Annotated in this window: 7 protein-coding genes and 4 pseudogenes; 8 read left to right on the top strand and 3 right to left on the bottom strand. The window is 38.2% G+C overall.

Annotation, left to right across the window (positions count from 1 at the left end; translation table 11 throughout):
- Positions 1 to 129 precede the first annotated feature (129 nt).
- From QZ379_RS07635 to QZ379_RS07615, 5 genes and pseudogenes are all read left to right on the top strand, one after another.
- Positions 130 to 486: pseudogene (locus tag QZ379_RS07635) on the top strand (response regulator); the annotation flags it as partial.
- Positions 487 to 546: 60 nt separating this feature from the next.
- Positions 547 to 1,122: pseudogene (locus tag QZ379_RS07630) on the top strand (two-component sensor histidine kinase); the annotation flags it as partial.
- A 229-nt stretch (positions 1,123 to 1,351) separates the two neighbouring features.
- A pseudogene (locus QZ379_RS07625) lies at positions 1,352 to 3,236 on the top strand (HAD-IC family P-type ATPase).
- Between the two features lie 19 nt (positions 3,237 to 3,255).
- Entirely contained in the window at positions 3,256 to 4,305 is a 1,050-nt protein-coding gene (locus QZ379_RS07620; RefSeq protein WP_291562668.1) for a hypothetical protein, read from the top strand.
- Positions 4,306 to 4,556: 251 nt separating this feature from the next.
- Positions 4,557 to 6,503: a right-handed parallel beta-helix repeat-containing protein gene (locus QZ379_RS07615; protein ID WP_291562666.1), complete on the top strand. Its 1,947-nt coding sequence runs from the start codon at positions 4,557 to 4,559 to the stop codon at positions 6,501 to 6,503.
- A 51-nt stretch (positions 6,504 to 6,554) separates the two neighbouring features.
- Here QZ379_RS07615 and QZ379_RS07610 read toward each other — a convergent pair whose 3' ends face one another.
- A complete protein-coding gene (locus QZ379_RS07610) occupies positions 6,555 to 8,138 on the bottom strand; it encodes an ATP-binding protein (RefSeq protein WP_291562665.1) in 1,584 nt (527 codons plus the stop codon).
- 143 nt (positions 8,139 to 8,281) lie between these two features.
- Positions 8,282 to 12,088 (bottom strand): ATP-binding protein, encoded by a 3,807-nt coding sequence (locus QZ379_RS07605; protein WP_291562662.1) that lies wholly within the window; start codon positions 12,086 to 12,088, stop codon positions 8,282 to 8,284.
- Between the two features lie 556 nt (positions 12,089 to 12,644).
- Here QZ379_RS07605 and QZ379_RS07600 point away from each other — a divergent pair.
- The 3 genes and pseudogenes from QZ379_RS07600 (at position 12,645) to QZ379_RS07590 (ending at position 18,524) form a co-directional block, all read left to right on the top strand.
- The gene (locus tag QZ379_RS07600; protein WP_291562660.1) at positions 12,645 to 15,299 is read left to right on the top strand and encodes a beta-N-acetylglucosaminidase domain-containing protein; all 2,655 of its coding nucleotides are present in this window, start codon (positions 12,645 to 12,647) and stop codon (positions 15,297 to 15,299) included.
- Between the two features lie 27 nt (positions 15,300 to 15,326).
- Positions 15,327 to 16,883 carry a fimbrillin family protein gene (locus tag QZ379_RS07595; protein ID WP_291562658.1) on the top strand — a complete coding sequence of 519 codons (1,557 nt, stop codon included), beginning with the start codon at positions 15,327 to 15,329 and terminating at the stop codon, positions 16,881 to 16,883.
- Between the two features lie 116 nt (positions 16,884 to 16,999).
- Positions 17,000 to 18,524 (top strand): annotated as a pseudogene (locus QZ379_RS07590) (arylsulfatase).
- A gap of 173 nt (positions 18,525 to 18,697) precedes the next feature.
- Here QZ379_RS07590 and QZ379_RS07585 read toward each other — a convergent pair.
- Positions 18,698 to 19,641 (bottom strand): fimbrillin family protein (locus tag QZ379_RS07585; protein ID WP_291562657.1); only part of this gene is annotated, 944 nt, incomplete at its 5' end.

Raw genomic sequence — 19,641 nt, 5'->3', positions numbered from 1 at the left:
CTATAATCAGTGGTAATGACATTATAACAGTCAACCAAAATCAGGAAAAGACACTGTGTTCACTGTCCGTTTATTTCGTGTTCACTGCCCGTTCGTTAGGACTGATTGATTAACTAAACTTATGACCATATGCAGAGTATATTGATAGTAGAAGATGAGAAGCGTGTAGCCGATCTGCTGAAAGCCGGACTTGAGGAGAATGGATATAGTGTAATGGTGGCATACGATGGAGAGATGGGCTTGCGCCTGTTTCGCTCAAATGAGTTTCATCTGGTAATCTCGGATATCGTTCTTCCCGGGCTTGACGGTTTCGGTTTATGCAAGGAGATAAGGAAAATTAATCCGGATGTACCGGTGCTTATGCTTACGGCTCTTGGTTCTACCGATGATAAACTTGATGGTTTTGATGCCGGAGCAGATGACTATATGTTGAAGCCATTTGATTTCAGGGAACTTAACGCACGTATCAGGGTATTGCTGAAAAGATATTCATCGCCACAGACTGTAAGGCCGGACTCTGTATCATATTCTGACAGATAAACCGCTATGAAGATAAGAACCGCACTAACTCTTAAAAATTCGCTTGTAACGGCAGCTGTTTTCGTGCTGTGCCTGTCATTGGTATATGTGGCGAGCGAGCATATCCGGAGCAAAACATTTTTTCATGACCTCAGGAGCGAGGCTGTGACCAAGGTCCATCTCTTCTTGGGAGGGCAGGTGGACTCGGAAGTGATGCAGTCTATATATCTTAATAACCGCAAGTTTATCAATGAGGTTGAAGTGGCTGTGTATGACACTTCATTCCTTATGCTCTATCACGACGCAGTGCAGAACGATATAATAAAGGAGGACAGCGCTATGATACAGACCATAGTGACTGATGGCGATATGGAGTTTTATGTTGACGGTTATCAGTGTATAGGTATGCTTTATGACTATGGAGGAAGAAAATATGTGGTTACAGCAGCTGCGTATGACGGATATGGATATGATAATCTCTCCTCTCTTCTTAATGCACTTATAGTATTGTTTGTTATCGGACTGAGTCTTTTGTTCGTTTCCGGATATTATCTTTCGCGTGCGGCATTAAAGCCAATCCGTGATATTGTGGCAGAGGCAGAGATATGGCTCTGGCCTGGAAGATAATAAATCTTCATCAGGGTAAAATAAACGTATTGTCCGATGAGGGAAAGGGAACAACATTCGTGGTCGAAATGGAGCATCTTTAAACATCATTCTAATGGAATTCTAATACCGTTCTAATAGTCTTCTAACACTGTTCGAAACCGCTTCATACTACTTTTGCAGCGTGAAATTAAACCTAATGTATAACGCTGAAAAAGAAAGAACAATGTTGAGGAAGAAAAAATTCGGACCAAATTCAGCTTTTAATGCAGAGAAAGTGTTTCTTGCTGCTTCACAGCCTGTAGGCTCAGTATTCAACTATTTTCAGACCAACCCGCGAGGGCTTTCTGCTGAAGAAGTGGAAATCCGCCGTTCCGAGTATGGAGCGAACGAGGTGGAACATGAGAAAAAGAAAAATCCTATATCAGTTTTTGTCAAGGCGTTCATAAATCCGTTTATAGGTGTTCTTACCATATTGGTCATTGTTTCGTTTATTCTTGATGTGGCTCTTGCCGCACCGGGTGAACAGGACTGGACTGCCATAATAATCATATCTGTAATGGTTGTATCAAGTTCGATACTTCGTTTCTGGCAGGAGTGGAAGGCAAATGTATCGAGCGAGGCCTTACTTAAGATGGTAACCAATACTTGCAGTGTAATAAGGCAGGACAATGACGATACATGCGAGATAAGCATTACGGAACTTGTTCCGGGAGATGTAGTGAGAATAGCTGCCGGAGATATGATTCCAGCCGATGTGCGAATTGTTGAGGCTAAAGACCTGTTTGTAAGTCAGGCATCGCTGACTGGAGAATCGGATCCTATAGAAAAAACACCGGACTGTAAGGGCGCAAAGAGTGGCAGTGTGGTGGAACTGGGTAATATCTGTTTCATGGGCTCTAATGTAGTAAGCGGTTCCGGTGTCGGTATAGTTCTTGCTACAGGAAATAATACATATCTTGGCACTATTGCACGCAGTATAGCAGGACATCGTGCCGCTACAGCCTTCGACAAGGGTATCAGTAAGGTAAGCTTCTTGCTCATACGCTTTATGCTTGTGATGATTCCTTTTGTTTTTCTTGTTAACGGTATTACCAAAGGCGATTGGCTTGAGGCTTTCATATTTGCAGTATCTGTGGCTGTAGGCCTTACTCCTGAGATGCTTCCGATGATTGTTACTGCCAACTTGTCTAAAGGAGCCGTTGCTATGTCGAAAAAGAAGACTATAGTAAAAGACCTTAATGCCATTCAGAATTTCGGAGCAATGAACATACTGTGTACGGACAAGACCGGCACATTGACTTGCGACCAGATAGTCCTTGAAAAATATATCAATGCCGATGGCAGCAACGACGAGAACAAGCGTATCCTGCGTCATGCCTATTTCAACAGTTTTTTCCAGACCGGACTGAAAAACCTTATGGACAAGGCTATTCTTTCGCACGTGAAAGACCTTTCGCTTGAATATCTGAAAGATAATTACCGTAAAGTAGATGAAATACCTTTCGACTTTACACGTCGCCGCATGTCGGTAGTGGTGGAGGATACTCAGAGAAAGCAGTGCGCTCTTGCCTTTCCTGCCTATGATGCCTATTCATCTGCTGATACAGAATCTGCTGTATGACGTGTCGCAGACTACAATACCTTTCGACAAGATGGATGCGGAGTATCTAAAGAGACCTCGTCGTTGGGATGCTTCTGATTTGAGTCGTTTCATGATGTATATAGGACCTATAAGCTCCATATTCGATATACTGACATATGTAGTGATGTGGTATGTTTTCGGATGTAATTCTGTGGAACATCAGGCTCTGTTCCAGTCAGGCTGGTTTGTCGAAGGACTTTTGTCGCAGACTCTTATTGTCCATATGATAAGAACCCGCAAGATACCTTTCATACAGAGCCGTTCATCCCGGCAGGTTGGATGCCTTACAGTGATAATTGTTGCCATCGGTCTGTTCATACCTTTCAGCAGTTTCGGAAGTGCCATAGGCTTGCAACCTCTACCGTTGAGCTATTTCCCATGGCTATTCGGAATATTGTTGTCCTACTGTGTTCTCACACAGATGATAAAGAGCTGGTATATAAGAAAATTTGTAAAATGGTTATAATTGAAAATTTAAATGGGAAATGACAGTAAAAAGAATAAGAATGATGGCGGGTGCCTTGATAATTGGCACCCTCCACCTTAATGCCGGTAATACGGATCTCGGAATGGAATATACTACAGAAATGCAGACTGATTTCCGTAAGAAAGTTAACTGGGTTAATCTACTTCGTACAGATTTTACATACAGTCCGGTGCGTAATATAAGTTTCGCCATGGCAACGGTAAGTATTTCGGAAACAACGGCTGACGGACTGATGGACGACAGGCTTACTTTTTCAAATATTGAAGAGGAAAATACTCCGTTGGCTCCTGCTGTGATAGGACTGGAATGGAAAAACGGTGCTTCTGCACTATTCATTGGTGTCCGAAATCTTAACGAGGATTATTTTACCTCCCCTGTTACTTCTTTGTTTACCAACAGTTCATGCGGAATATTTCCTACATTGTCAGTAAATTATCCTTTGGCCAATTATCCTTGTGCCTCTTTGGAAATAGATTATAGATTGTCGTTGGATAAAATAGACTTTGAGGTTTCTGTATATAATGGAAAAGGATATAAAAACTTTTGGGGAAGAGATAATGTGTTTCGTTTCTGTCCGTCTTCTGATGGAGTGATAGGTGTAACTTCTTTAAACTATACTAATGATGCTGGCTGTTATTATATGGGCGGTGCTGTATGTAGCAGCGTCAGTGTTTCTGATGTGGAGGGAACTGAAGAACTTCCGGAACAGAAAAAAGAAAATAAAGTGAACGGAGTGTTATGGGGATATGCTGAACGGAAATTATCAGACAAGGTTTATTTGCTGTTGCAGGCTTCAGGTTCGCTGTATAAGGATGCGGAATGTAAAAACTATTTCGGCATAGGGTCACTGGTGGAACTTGGAAAAAATATAGAGGCCGGTGCTTTTGTAGGATATGCAACTTTCTCAACAGAATATGAGGTAGCATCGGAATTAACCTGCAAAATTCAATTGAGGAAAAACCTTTACGTTCAGCCTGCATTGCATTATGTTCATAATGGACACTTTAGTGGAGTAGCAGGATTATTCAGAATGGGGTGGAGTATATAATGATAAGGTTGTTCTGTTTTTTATCAGGTATTCTCAGTCTTTAACGAGAAAGTGTTAGATTTTTACAGAATTATAATAATATGTAGGTTCGATAATCTATTTCTTTGTGTAAATATTTAATTTTTAATTATATGTGTAATAAGTTTTGGATTATTTTGTTGATTTCTGTTTTAACATTCTCTTGTAACAGCAATAAAATTATTTATATAGATTGCAATTTTTCTGTAGCTGAAAATAAGTCTGACGGAAGTATGGAATTCCCATATACAGACATAGAGTCTGCTTTATCTTTTGTACGCAATGAAAGGATAAAGGGTGATAGTTCCATAATCACCCTATTGTTCCGTAAAGGATATTACCGTTTCAATAAAGGATATGAATTGGATAAAAATTTTTCTAATCTTGTATTATCTGCCTATAATGGAGAAGAAGTTGTCTTTTCAGGAGGTATATCCATCCCTGTTTCCTCTGTCAAGGATGATAAGATTGGCAATGTCGGTTTGAAGAGTGTAGATTTGTCGTCTTATGACATTAATTACGGAGAAATAAAAAATATTGGTTTTGCTCGTCCGTCGGTTAATTCTTTTGGAGAGTTGTTTCTGAATGACATACCTATGCTACTTTCACGTTGGCCTAACTCGGGAATGATAAAAATGGGTAAGATAGTCGATGCCGGTTCTGTGCCGCGGGATGGTGACCATTCCAATCGTGGAGCTGTATTTGAATATGATTCTCTTCGTATCTCAAAATGGAAGTTTAGAGATAATATGTGGATTTCAGGATATTTCAAGTGGGGTTATGCAGATGATGCATTGCGTATAAAGAACATAAACACAACAAAGGGAACTATCAGTACAGACGGTGCGACTTTGTATGGCTTTTATTCCGGATATAAATGGAACAAATGGTATGCATTCAATATTCTTGAAGAGATTGATATGCCCGGAGAATATTATATTGACTCTGATGAAGACAAACTGTATTTTATTTCGCCTGACTGTATGATCAACAGCATTGATATATCAGTTTTGGAAGAACCGTTTTTTGATATTTATGATGCGTCCGGTATAAATATTAATGGTATAATTTTTGAAAAATCCAGGGCTGTAAATATATCCATGTGTAATACAGAAAAAGTGAAAATTACTAATTGTATTTTTCGTAACTCTGGAAGTTGGGCAATACAGGTGGGGCTTGGTATTAAACCTTTTGCCGAATACAGGCATGAAGGTATAGGTGAACCTGTCAGGGGAATCATTGGCAGCCTTCAGCAGCATATCTATGCGGATACTGCTTTCGACCGTAATGGTGGTCATGATAATATCATTGAAAACTGTGAGTTTTATAATCTTGGTTCCGGTGCAATATCATTGGCCGGTGGAAACAGAAAGGACTTGCTTCCAGGTAATAACGTGGTGAAGAATTGTAAGTTCTTCGACAATAACCGCCTTGAACATTCGTATAAACCCGCCGTGCATATCACCGACTGTGGTAATAAGATAATAGGATGCGAGATATATAACGCTCCAAGTATGGCAATACTCCTTCATGGGAACAATCATTTGATAGAGGGAAACTATATACACGATGTATGTCTTGAGGTGGAAGATCAGGGAGCCTTTTACTATGGTAGAGATCCTTCTGAGTGCGGTTCCATATTGCGACATAATGTTTTCTCGAATATTCCGGATGTGTATAATACGTGTGCAGTCTACCATGATGATGGCGCATGTGGCCTTACAGTAGAGGAGAATTTGTTCTATAATGCTGGAAAGTTCACGGTCTTATTGGGGGGTGGTTCGGACAACATTTATAATAGGAATATTTTTGTAGGTGGACAGATAGGAGTACATATTGACAATCGTCTCCAGACATGGAGCAATACACTTATGACTGATGGAGGATTGTTTGAACAAAGGCTCAAAGTTGTAGATTATCTTAATCCGCCATATGCCGTTCAATATCCTTATATGAATGATTATATGCCTAATGACGGACTCCCTAAAAGGAATAGGTTTAATGGAAATGTATTTATAAACATTGGCAAGTTATGCGATAATCCTCAGTTCTTGCCTGTTGATTCAACCAATATGGTGAAAACGGTACAAGCCTTGGATGAAGTGGCTTGTTCAGAACTGTTTGAAAAACTTAATGACTTGGTCGGTATACCTTTTGACATAAATCAGTGTTATCATTAATCTTTTATAATCATCCCCTTGCTGCCAATTCCGGACAGCAAGGGGATTAAACTATTGTTGCTCCTCTTCTGTTTCAACATATTCAGAAGGAAGTACTCCGAACTGTTTCTTGAAACATTTCGTAAAATACGAAGGGTTGTTGAACCCTACACTGTAGAGAACTTCTGTAATGTTGTAATTGCCACTCTTCAACATCATGGCAGCTACATTCAACCTGTATGTCCTTATGTAGCTGTTTATGGATAATCCTGAAATAGATTTCAGTTTTCTGTACAGTTGGTCGTATCCAATGTTCATGTTGTCAGCAAGGTCTTGTGCCATGAATCTTGAATTATCCTTGTTTTTTTCAATGATGTCGTTTATTTCTATAAGGAATGTCTCTTCCGGATTATATTTTGTACCATTTTCCTCTTGTACGGAATTTGGCATAGCAATCCTGAATGAATGTTTCAGCAATTTCCTGTTATGGATGATATTCGCTATCTTGATTCTAAGCACCTGTACGTTGAAAGGCTTTTCCTCGAACAGGTCGACTCCGTTTTCCCAACACTTTTTCCTAATATCATCCGACGAATATGCAGATAACATAATAAATGGGATATGAGATGTCAGTACATTCTTCTTTACATTCTGGCACAATTCCAGACCATTCATGTCAGGCATCATATAATCGCTTAAAATAATATCAGGAATTTCTCTATTCATGATTTCTATTGCCATGTTCCCATTTGTGGCTTCGAATACTTTGTATTTATTTTTGAGAGCATCTTTTAGTAATTCCCTGATTTCCTTATTATCGTCCACTATGAGTACGCAATTTGTTGTGTTGTTACCGTCTTCCGTGTTGTCTTCCATTCCTGTTGATATGCTTGAATGGCAATTGTCCGGCAAAGGTAACTCTATGACAAATCTGGTACCTTTTTCTTCTTTTGGTTCAATTCTTATCGTTCCATTCAAAAGCTCAAGGTAGTGTTTCACAAGATATAGTCCTATACCGCTTCCCTCCATTTCGTTTGATACCCTGTAATATCTGTCGAAAATATAAGGCCTGACCTCTTCCGGAATACCTTTGCCGGTATCGTCTATTGATATGCTTATTCTGTTATCTTCTTTCAAATAGCAGTTTATTCTGACCTCTCCGTTTTCCGGTGTGTATTTGATGGCATTTGATATGATATTTTCCAAAACAGATTCTATTTTGCTTCTGTCTGTCCTTATGACAATATGCTCGTTTAGGTTGCAGGAGAATGAAATACTTAAATTGAGGCCTTTTGACTGGGCATATTCCTTGAATGGTACAATTATTTCGAACAGCATATTTTTGGCCAAATAATCTTCTGTCTTTACTGGTTCTGTCTCATTTTCAACATCTTTAAAGTTCAGCACTCTGTTTACTTTCCTTATTAAGTGCTCTCCGTTTATTTGCATTGATTTCAGTCTTGGAATGAACTCTTCAGGCATAGACTTGGAATTCAGCAAATCGCTAATAGGCGACAATATAAGTGTCAGAGGTGATTTTATATCGTGTGATACGTTTGTGAAAAAACGTATTTTCTGCTCTGTCAGCTCTTTTTCCTTCTTTTTCTCCATTATCAGCATGTTGTATTTTACCTTACGTGCGTAATTCCTTTTCATGTAATACGATAATGCGATAAAGAATAAAACAAATAATATTGCATAAATGAAATATGCTGTTTCTGAAAGATACCAGTATTCTTTTTTCAAAATAGTGAGAATCTTTTCACCGTCTCTGTTTTCGGTCGTGTTTAAACGAACCATTAGAGAATATTTGCCTGCCGGGATATTATTATAGGTTGCTCCTCTTCTGTTTCAACATATTCAGAAGGAAGTACTCCGAACTGTTTCTTGAAACATTTCGTAAAATACGAAGGGTTGTTGAACCCTACACTGTAGAGAACTTCTGTAATGTTGTAATTGCCACTCTTCAACATCATGGCAGCTACATTCAACCTGTATGTCCTTATGTAGCTGTTTATGGATAATCCTGAAATAGATTTCAGTTTTCTGTACAGTTGGTCGTATCCAATGTTCATGTTGTCAGCAAGGTCTTGTGCCATGAATCTTGAATTATCCTTGTTTTTTTCAATGATGTCGTTTATTTCTATAAGGAATGTCTCTTCCGGATTATATTTTGTACCATTTTCCTCTTGTACGGAATTTGGCATAGCAATCCTGAATGAATGTTTCAGCAATTTCCTGTTATGGATGATATTCGCTATCTTGATTCTAAGCACCTGTACGTTGAAAGGCTTTTCCTCGAACAGGTCGACTCCGTTTTCCCAACACTTTTTCCTAATATCATCCGACGAATATGCAGATAACATAATAAATGGGATATGAGATGTCAGTACATTCTTCTTTACATTCTGGCACAATTCCAGACCATTCATGTCAGGCATCATATAATCGCTTAAAATAATATCAGGAATTTCTCTATTCATGATTTCTATTGCCATGTTCCCATTTGTGGCTTCGAATACTTTGTATTTATTTTTGAGAGCATCTTTTAGTAATTCCCTGATTTCCTTATTATCGTCCACTATGAGTACGCAATTTGTTGTGTTGTTACCGTCTTCCGTGTTGTCTTCCATTCCTGTTGATATGCTTGAATGGCAATTGTCCGGCAAAGGTAACTCTATGACAAATCTGGTACCTTTTTCTTCTTTTGGTTCAATTCTTATCGTTCCATTCAAAAGCTCAAGGTAGTGTTTCACAAGATATAGTCCTATACCGCTTCCCTCCATTTCGTTTGATACCCTGTAATATCTGTCGAAAATATAAGGCCTGACCTCTTCCGGAATACCTTTGCCGGTATCGTCTATTGATATGCTTATTCTGTTATCTTCTTTCAAATAGCAGTTTATTCTGACCTCTCCGTTTTCCGGTGTGTATTTGATGGCATTTGATATGATATTTTCCAAAACAGATTCTATTTTGCTTCTGTCTGTCCTTATGACAATATGCTCGTTTAGGTTGCAGGAGAATGAAATACTTAAATTGAGGCCTTTTGACTGGGCATATTCCTTGAATGGTACAATTATTTCGAACAGCATATTTTTGGCCAAATAATCTTCTGTCTTTACTGGTTCTGTCTCATTTTCAACATCTTTAAAGTTCAGCACTCTGTTTACTTTCCTTATTAAGTGCTCTCCGTTTATTTGCATTGATTTCAGTCTTGGAATGAACTCTTCAGGCATAGACTTGGAATTCAGCAAATCGCTAATAGGCGACAATATAAGTGTCAGAGGTGATTTTATATCGTGTGATACGTTTGTGAAAAAACGTATTTTCTGCTCTGTCAGCTCTTTTTCCTTCTTTTTCTCCATTATCAGCATGTTGTATTTTACCTTACGTGCGTAATTCCTTTTCATGTAATACGATAATGCGATAAAGAATAAAACAAATAATATTGCATAAATGAAATATGCTGTTTCTGAAAGATACCAGTATTCTTTTTTCAAAATAGTGAGAATCTTTTCACCGTCTCTGTTTTCGGTCGTGTTTAAACGAACCATTAGAGAATATTTGCCTGCCGGGATATTATTATAGGTAATGGAAGTGAAATAATTGTCTAGTGTATTCCATTTCTTGTCTATTCCCGATATCTTATAATATATTTTATCCCACATCTCCGGGAAGCTTTTTATGGCTGAGAGTTGGAATGATATGTTTTTGTCGTCTGCTTCCAGGTACAGCGTGTCGGCATATACTATGTCGTATTTTAATCTTTTGGTTGTGGAATCACCGGCTAATACTCTTTCTCCGTTTACGTTTAGTGATTTGATATAAGCTTTGCTGCCGTACATATTGTGAAAATTGTTGTCTGTTATCCACAATCCTGATGTACCGCACAACATTAGTTTGTTGTCCGTAGTAGGTTTTAGTTTGTAAAAAATATCATTATCCCTGAAAGAAAAGTTTTTCTCATCATTTATTAATTTTACTACACCTGTATGCGTTGCAGCCATAATGGTAGAATCGTTGATTATCCGTGTGTCATTTACCAAATACCCTTTCAGCAATTTCTTTTTAAGCGTACATACTCCGTTCTCGTTTATTTCCAGTTTCAATATACCGTCTGTAGTAGAAACCAGCAGTTCTTCTTTGCCTGATATGGTTATAGACTTTAACCTGTAGAAACTGTTGAAATCATCATAGTGTTTTAAAGTCCTGACAGAATGGTCTTTGTCAAGCTCGATGTAATAAAGTCCGTTATTGTATGTCGCAATCCAATATCCTTTTCCGTATGGGCACTGTTTCACATCCCTGATATTTAGAAATTCGGAATTTTTGCCCATATCTATTCTTGAAACTGTTTCCTTGATATCGTTATATAGCCACAGGCCTCTGGACTGGAGCCCTATAAAAAGGTTTTCCTTGTCGTATCTTGAAATGGTAAAAACCCTGTCGCCTTTCATATTTGGAAATCCTATGGGGACATACTTCCCTTGTTCCAAATCGTATTTGTGCAGTCCGGTTTTCCATGTACCAACATATAAGTACCTGCTTGTCGAATCTTTGAAGAGGGTAAATAACCGTGTAAATATAGTATCTACCTCATGAAAATTCTTATCGCCATATTTATATCTACATAGTCCTTTCCCGTTAGTTCCAAGATATAAGATAGAGTCGTTTTCGGATTGCCATGAATCCCATATTATATTAGAGAATGTGTTGTAATCATTTACTTCGGGTCTGGCAGTCACTTGTTTGTACATATCGTTTTGTAAGTGTAATCTTAAAGTACCTTCTAGCCATGACCCTATCCATACACCGTCTTTGGACGTATTGATGGAAGTGACGAATCTGAATCTGTCTGATAAAATGAGATTGTTATCCTTGTATGGTTCATTTTTTTTACCTAATTCGGATATATCCATAAAAAACAAGCCTTTCCCTTCTGTCCCGATGTAGAGTTTGCCGTTGTATACTCCAAGTGCAGTTATAGTTTCTTTTCTAAGATAGTTCCTTATGTGTTTTTTGTCACCATTTTCGGATATGTCGAACAGGTAAAGTCCGGAGTTGCTTCCCACAAGCAGATAACTGTTGAACTCAAATATGGTATTTACGCTTGATTTCGGATCGTTTATGCTTAAGGAATCGATGTCGTATCCTTTTTTGTCATTCTTGATTTTGTATAGCATATCTTTCGATGTTGCTGCATATATTGTTTCGTTGGTAACATACAGTGACTTTATCGACGGCAAAACTTTACATATGTTCTTTGTCGTAACGCTTCTTCCTTTATTTATAGCTATGCTCAATGAGTCTGAATGCCAAATAGTTCCGTTGTAGCATGAAATGAATAGTTCGTCGTTCTCGCCATATACTATGGATGAAATGTCGGTGATTTTTTCGTTGTCGATTTCCAGTTCTTTTATGCTGTTATATAGTTTGTCCCATACGTACAACTTCCGATTGTCGCTTAATATCAGCATCTGGTATTTATTGATAGGTAAAATCTGTTTTATACGGTTTGGGAAATTCTTAATATTCGTAGAGTTATACGTGGTGAAAGTACTGCCGTCGAAAACGGACAATCCGGCCATAGAGCAGAAATACATGATTCCGGAACTGTCTTTGCAAATATATTCTATAGAGTTCGAACATAAACCATTCGTGTTACGATATATGGATATGTTATGGGCTGAGAATAAAGGTAAATGATAAGCAATAAAAATTGTCGTCAAAATGATATGCCTATGCAAGTGTTGTAAAAGTTTTATTAAGGTTGTCATTTTATTACAAGGTATTTTTATTTTATTATGTATTGATTATAATGCCATTTATGTCATGGGTATAGTTTGCAGTTTTACTGAATTAATTGCAAAATTAAAAAAATAATCAGTATAATCAAATTTGAAATGAAAATGTTTTATGGAAATTCGGATAATTTACAGCTGAAAATTTAGAATATAGACAAATGTTTTTTCGATAAAATGCTAATTAATGTCCTTTTGCCATCCATTTTATGAATTTGTTGTATAGATATAATATAATGGTATATTGATAATAATAATAAATATCTTAATTTGCAGAGCGTTTTTTATGACCGCAGGTCTGATGACTATGTTTGAAAATCATATATTTCATATTGACGAAAACAATTATAACTAATTTATGAAAAGACGGAAATTTATATTCATGCTTTTGCTTTTAGGGTGTGGCATATATGCCAATTCGCAGAAAGTTCATATCTCTCCTCGTCCCCAGTTGACCGAATGGTCCGATGTGGTGTTCAGAAAGTCTCAATCAGTAAAGATTATAGGTGGGAAAGAAGCTGACCAGGATGCTTTAAATCTCATTAAGGAGAATTTTACGGAGTCGAAGAAAGGCCTTAAACTGATAATTGGCGAGAGAGGCGACCGTTCTGTAAAAAAATACTCGGAATATATACCCGGTAAAAACGAAGGCTATTATTTGAGAATCAGTAATGACGCAATCGTTGTGGCAGGAAATGATGAGGCCGGAACTTTCTACGGTGTGCAGACGCTGCTACAGATTATGCAAAATGAGAGCTTTTATTGCCTTACCATCACCGATTATCCCGATGTGCCACAGAGGGGTGTTGTAGAAGGCTTTTATGGTAATCCCTGGAGCCATAAAGACAGGTTACGCCAATTTGAATTCTATGGCGAAAACAAATTCAATATCTATATCTATGGACCTAAGGACGACCCATATCATCGTGAATACTGGAGAGAACCATATCCCGAAGATATGGCGAAGAGAATATCCGAACTGGCCGCTGCCGCTGCAAAAAACAAGGTTCATTTCGTATGGGCTTTGCATCCTGGAAAAGATATACAGTGGACAGAAGAAGACCGTATGAGTTCTATTAACAAGTTGGAGAAAATGTATGAACTCGGAATACGTTCGTTTGCCATATTCTTCGATGATATTTTCGGAGAAGAACAGTCAAGGGCAGACCGCCAGGCTGATTATCTTAATTTCCTGCAAAAGGAATTTGTGGAAAAACACCATGATATAACTCCGCTTATTATGTGTCCTACCGAATACAACAAGGGATGGGCAGGAGATACTTATTTGCCTTTGCTTGGCGATAGGTTGGACAAGGATATACATATTATGTGGACCGGAAATACTGTAGTAGATATGATAGACGAGGCGGATATGGACTGGATAAACAGTCGTATAGACAGGAATGCATATGTATGGCTTAACTATCCTGTCAATGATTTCTGCATCGACCACCTTCTTATGGGGCCGACATATGGAAACGACAAAACTATTGCATCGAAGGTAAGCGGATTTGTTTCCAATCCGATGGAATATGCTGAAGCTTCAAAAGTATCACTCTATAGCATAGCCGATTACACATGGAATATGGAGAAATATGATGAACAGGAGTCATGGCATAACGCCTTGAAGTATGTAATGGGCGATAATCTTGATGCTTTTAGAATTTTCTGTGGACATAATGTCGATTTGGGCGCCAGCAGGCATGGGTTAAGACGTGCCGGTGAGTCTGATGACTTCCGTACCTTGATAGAAAGGTTCGAGGGCGAAAATGCTTCTGCATACGATAAAGTGCAACTTGAAGCCATTGGCAATGAATTCGGCAAGATGATACATTCTGCCGACGAACTCATGTCATCTTCTGCCGAGCCTGAACTTATGGTTGAAATCACTCCTTGGGTAAGAGTAATGAAACTGATAGGAGAGAGGGGAAAACTAATCGTCAGTATGTATGATGCTCTTGAAAATAATGATGAAAAGGCTTTTGTGGATTATTATGAAAAGCAGATAGCACTTGAGCAGGAACAGAAAGGCATTATCTCAAGAGATTTTGAAGGTTCCATAAAAAAGCCTAATCCGGCAGTAGCGAGCGATGTAGTTTCTCCTTTTATAAACCGCACACTGAAATATCTGGTGCGAATGTATAAGAAAAACCATACTTACCGTGCCGATCTTTTCCCTATGGAAGTGCTTGATGGTGGAAAGTATTATATAAAATGTGATGGAATGTGGCTTACCAATGCAAATGCCAATGCCAATCGTACTGGAGATTTCCCGGTTTGGACAAAAGATGAAGATTTGGTGAATCCGCAACGTCAGGAGTGGGTCATTTCTACAGAACCTTCTTCCGGCAGATATAAGATATCAAATGCACAGGACGGACGTTTCATTACAGATAAGGGAACTTTCCGGACATCGTCCGATATACAGTATGACAGCGAATTGCATTCATTTGATATTTATCGCATAAATGGCAAATATGCTATAATGACTACCGGCAAAACCGGTAGGATGGTATTCGTTTCAGATGGAAACAGGGTTGAGGCTAAGTCCTCCGGCGGACTTAACGAAACGCTCTTTGTATTCGATTTAGTTCCTGTGGATGATAATGTATCCGTTGTACATCAGGTAATAAACAATACATCTTATTATAATATAGTGAATAATGAAGGATTGTATCTGACCAACAGTAAAGCGGCATTGCCAGTATTCGAAAAAGCCGATGGCTCGGATTCGCAGAAATGGCATCTTTTACTTGACGAAGGTACCGGGCTATATATACTGAAAAGTATAACCGATGGCCGTAGTGTTGCTGCAAACGCCTATTTCAGAAAAGATGATGCTACATCGCAGGAGGCTGTATTTACTTTGTTTGAATTGGGAGGAAGCTATTCCATCAGTATCCGTCAGGGAGAAACTGATAAATATATGATTATGAATGGTAAGTTCCCTATGATGACCGACCAGGTTTCTATGCCTGCAAGTTATCTTTATAAGCTTATCCCAATAGAATAGGAATGTATAACTTAATAACTTTAAAATATGAAAACTAAAGAATTGCTTTTTACTGCTTTAATTACATCTGTAATGATGGGGTGTAGTAATAAAGAAGAAAAAATTCCGGGTATCGGTGGCGAAGTTAAATTTGATATGGAAGTTAAGGATGCCCCTTTTGTAGGTAACACAGAAAATGCATACGAATTTGCTTTTGGTGAGAATGCTGCAATAGGCATATTCGCCATTGATGATAAGTTACAGCCTGTAGCTTCTAATTTCAGGTTTGAACTGAAAGAAGGAAAATGGATTCCTTCCAATGAGAATATTAATGTTCCTTATGATGGATATTATACTTATTATGCATATTATCCTTATAATGCCGATATTTCTGATATGGAGAATATTCCATTTTCAGTTAGTACTGACCAGGAAACAGACGGGTTTACGGCGAGTAATCATTTTACAAGCAGACATAGGGCTACAAAAGGACAGAGTACAATTGATTTGAAATATAACTATTCTTTGGCATTGGTTGAAATAATTCTGGAAGGTGAAGATGCTACCGAAGACGCTGAAGTTACGCTGCAAGGATTAGCCAACGATGCTTATGTAAATCTTTTTAAAGAAGATGTAATCACAGGAAGCCATCTTACCAATATCAAGATGGATAACACGGGTAATATGACATTTTGTGCGCTTGTCCCTGAACAGTCAATTAAAAAAAATACTGTGCTCTTGAATGTGAAATCAAATGGTATAGACCATTCTATATCACATGACGAAGTCATAAATTTTGCCAAAGGCTATTATACATCTATCAAGGTGGATGTCAATCCAAAGAAGTCGGATATTTCAATCAGCACAGGAAATATCAAGGATTGGCAACCTAATGGAAATGAAATAACTGAAGGTTTTAATCCTGAAGAAGGTAAACTTGTTATAATCAAACCTATTACTGAAACATTGTCAGAGGGACCTCGTAAAGATTTTACGAAGGATACATGGTTCTGTATTGTAAACAAGACACAGGTGGGGCTTGGTTATGCCGAAGTTATTGCAAGTACGGCTCAGGATAAAGAATGGGATAAGGCCATTAAGTTGAGCTATAAATCTATAGGAACTGTAAACAATAGTTATTATAACGTATATACAGGTTTCTATCGTCGTAACATGATTGGTACTTTTAAAACTCCAATATATAAACTTACGTTTAAGGCAAAAGGACGAAGGTATATTCCGGATGGTGATAAAGAAAAACTGGATGCCGTAAAAGGAGCTACTATAATGGTGACATGCAGAAACAATGCGGATAATAATTCGTTTGCAATTTCTGCTAATCATGAAGCGATAATAAATACAATAGCGACTTGTAACCCTAAAGAGGATGTAGATGTATGGAAAGACTATACATTGTATATTGACTTCTCGAAAATGCATACTCAAATGTGGGGGGCGCCTAAGTTTAATACTGCTACAGATGAAGATAGAAAGGGTATTGATATTAGGTTCTACACCAATGATCAGGCAAAAGCAGCCGGACATGATTTCGTAAGAGATGAAATAGAGATTACGGATGTCAGATTGGAGCCTTATATAAAATAATTAGGTAGTTATAATGAATGTGTATAGGTCTGTCTGCGTGAGCAGGCAGACCTTTTGGACATTTATATATAGGTTTATGATATTAAAGAAAGTAGAACATTTAATTTATTATAGAAATGAGAAATTTATATCGTTTATCGGGATTTATATTTCCCATTTGTGTTTCTCCTGCTATTTATGCACAATATGACGTACAGGATAAACATAAGCCAAACATTATTTTCATTATTACAGACCAGCATAGAGCAGATGCAATAGGCTGTAGCGGAAATGAGCGAATTATCACTCCTAACATAGATGCTTTGGCGGCTGATGGCTATTATTTCAATAATGCATATTCGTCTACCCCCCAGTAGTACTCCTGCCAGAGCAGGACTGCTTACCGGAATGTCACCATGGCATCACGGAATGTTAGGATATGGCAAAGTGGCTGAGCATTACCGTTACGAAATGCCACAAATGCTTCGCGATTGTGGTTATCTGACTTTGGGAATAGGGAAAATGCATTGGACACCGCAGAATGCTTTACATGGATTTCATGCTACTCTATTGGACGAGAGCGGAAGGGTGGAATCACCATATTTCATGAGTGATTACAGAAAGTGGTTTATGACAGTGGCTCCTGACAAGAATCCAGATGAGACTGGTATTGGATGGAACGAGCATGCAGCATCTGAATATAAATTGGACGAAAGCCTTCATCCCACAGCATGGACGGGTGATGTAGCTGTGAGTACTATAGCTCATTACGACGGCACCAAACCTCTCTTCCTGAAAATATCGTTTGCGCGTCCGCATAGCCCGTACGACCCACCAAAACGTTTTCTTGATATGTATTCTTCCATAGAAATGGAGGCACCGGCAAAAGGGGAATGGAGCAGGCAGATAGGTGAGAATATGACAAATCCTAAAACTGATCTTGTAGCACCTTTCGGACAATTTGGCGATGAATATGCCATGAATTCTAAGAAACATTACTATGCCTCGGTGACTTTTGTTGACGAGCAGGTGGGAAGAATCATTAAGGCACTTAAGGAGAAAGGTATATACGATAATACCGTAATCTGTTTCACGTCCGACCATGGCGACATGATGGGCGATCATAATCACTGGCGCAAGACGTATGCTTACGAAGGATCATCTGCTATTCCGTATATCGTGAAATTTCCTAAAGGAACGAAGGCTGTGAGACCTGTCGGAACTACAATTGAAAATCCTGTAGAACTGCGTGATTTCCTGCCTACATTCCTCACACTGGTAGGCAGAGAGGTTCCTGCTGATATGGATGGAAAGCCGCTGTTGGCTTTGATAGAAAGCGATACTCCAAAGTGGCGCAGATGGATTGACCTGGAACATGCTACTTGCTATTCACAGCATAATTACTGGTGTGCGCTTACTGATGGAAAAATTAAGTACATATGGTTCGTGCGTACAGGTGAAGAGCAATTGTTTGATTTGGTGAAAGACCCTAAGGAAACTAAGGATGTGTCTAAAGAACGTAAGTACAGGAAGCAGATGGACGATTTGCGTGCCGCCATGGTGGAACATCTTAGCGAACGTGGCGATGAATGGGTCAAGGACGGAAAGTTGATGACTCGTGAAAACACGTTATTGTACAGTCCGAATTTTCCAAAGGAATAATATTTATTACAATGGCTGGAAGCTAAAATATATTCGGTGCAGGTTTATAATGATAAACCTGCACCGTTTTTTTATATAAAAATACCCTCATGACTTATGATCATGAGGGTTAAAAAGTTTAACAGAATTTGATAATGAACAGTTTGTCTACTGTAAATCAGAGAATGTTTTGATTATTTTGGTAGTGTACTGATACCTATTTTTACTATTTGACCTTGATTTAATGTAAATTTATTCCCAGAATTAGACTTTGTACTTATTTTGTACTCTTCGTTTTCGCCAGTAATTCTCAAAAATTCAGTGTTTTCAGCAATTTCTTGTGCAGGAAGTATTGCCCTGTATAGGTTCATTTCTCCCTGTTTGTTCATAATAATTTCTGTATCTTTTTTGTCTGTTAGTGTTATTTCTTTAGTCTCTAAATTTATATATTCTGAATTTGCCACGTTTACCAATTTCACAATAGGGTTACTTAGCTTGCCTGCATCGCCGCTTAATTCTATTTCTATCATTGAGAATGCGTGCTCGAATGAAAGATTTACAGTAGCCTTTTCTTTGTTTTCCCCTGTATATGCTGGATACTCAGACTTTGATATAAGAATATCGCTGGTATCATATTCGTCTTTTTGTATGCTTTTGACAGATAGGTTTATCGATTCTATGTCCGAGGCTGAACCTAAATTTTTATTATACGGATAATATGCGTAAAATTTGTATGATTTTTCAGGACTGATTTTAATAGGTTGTGCAGTGTTCCAGTGTGTTCCGTTGAATGTGCATTTTATATTTTTCAGAATAGGTTCATTGGTCTCTGCTTCATAAACATATACACCCACCTCGTCATTGGCTATAAATGTGGTTGTGAGTGAGCCGCCTGTCTCTGTTGTGGCAGTTCTTGACAAAGAAGATGCTGACATGTTGAATTCTACATGTTTTTCTTTTGAGGGAATCAGTTCCTCGCTGTTGTTGCACGATGTTATTGCAACTGCGGCGATAAATAATTTTGCTAGATTTAATACTTTTGTTTTCATATTATTAAGCTTTATTGTAATCATATTTTCGTGTTGCGAAGTTACGAAAAGAGTGTAATTTATTGGAAATGAGCATTGGGTAATCGCTC

The organism is Bacteroides sp. (assembly GCF_019417265.1).
Classification (GTDB): domain Bacteria; phylum Bacteroidota; class Bacteroidia; order Bacteroidales; family Bacteroidaceae; genus Phocaeicola.
The sequence above is the reverse complement of the archived record's forward strand: the minus strand, read 5'-3'. Positions and strand labels throughout refer to the sequence as shown.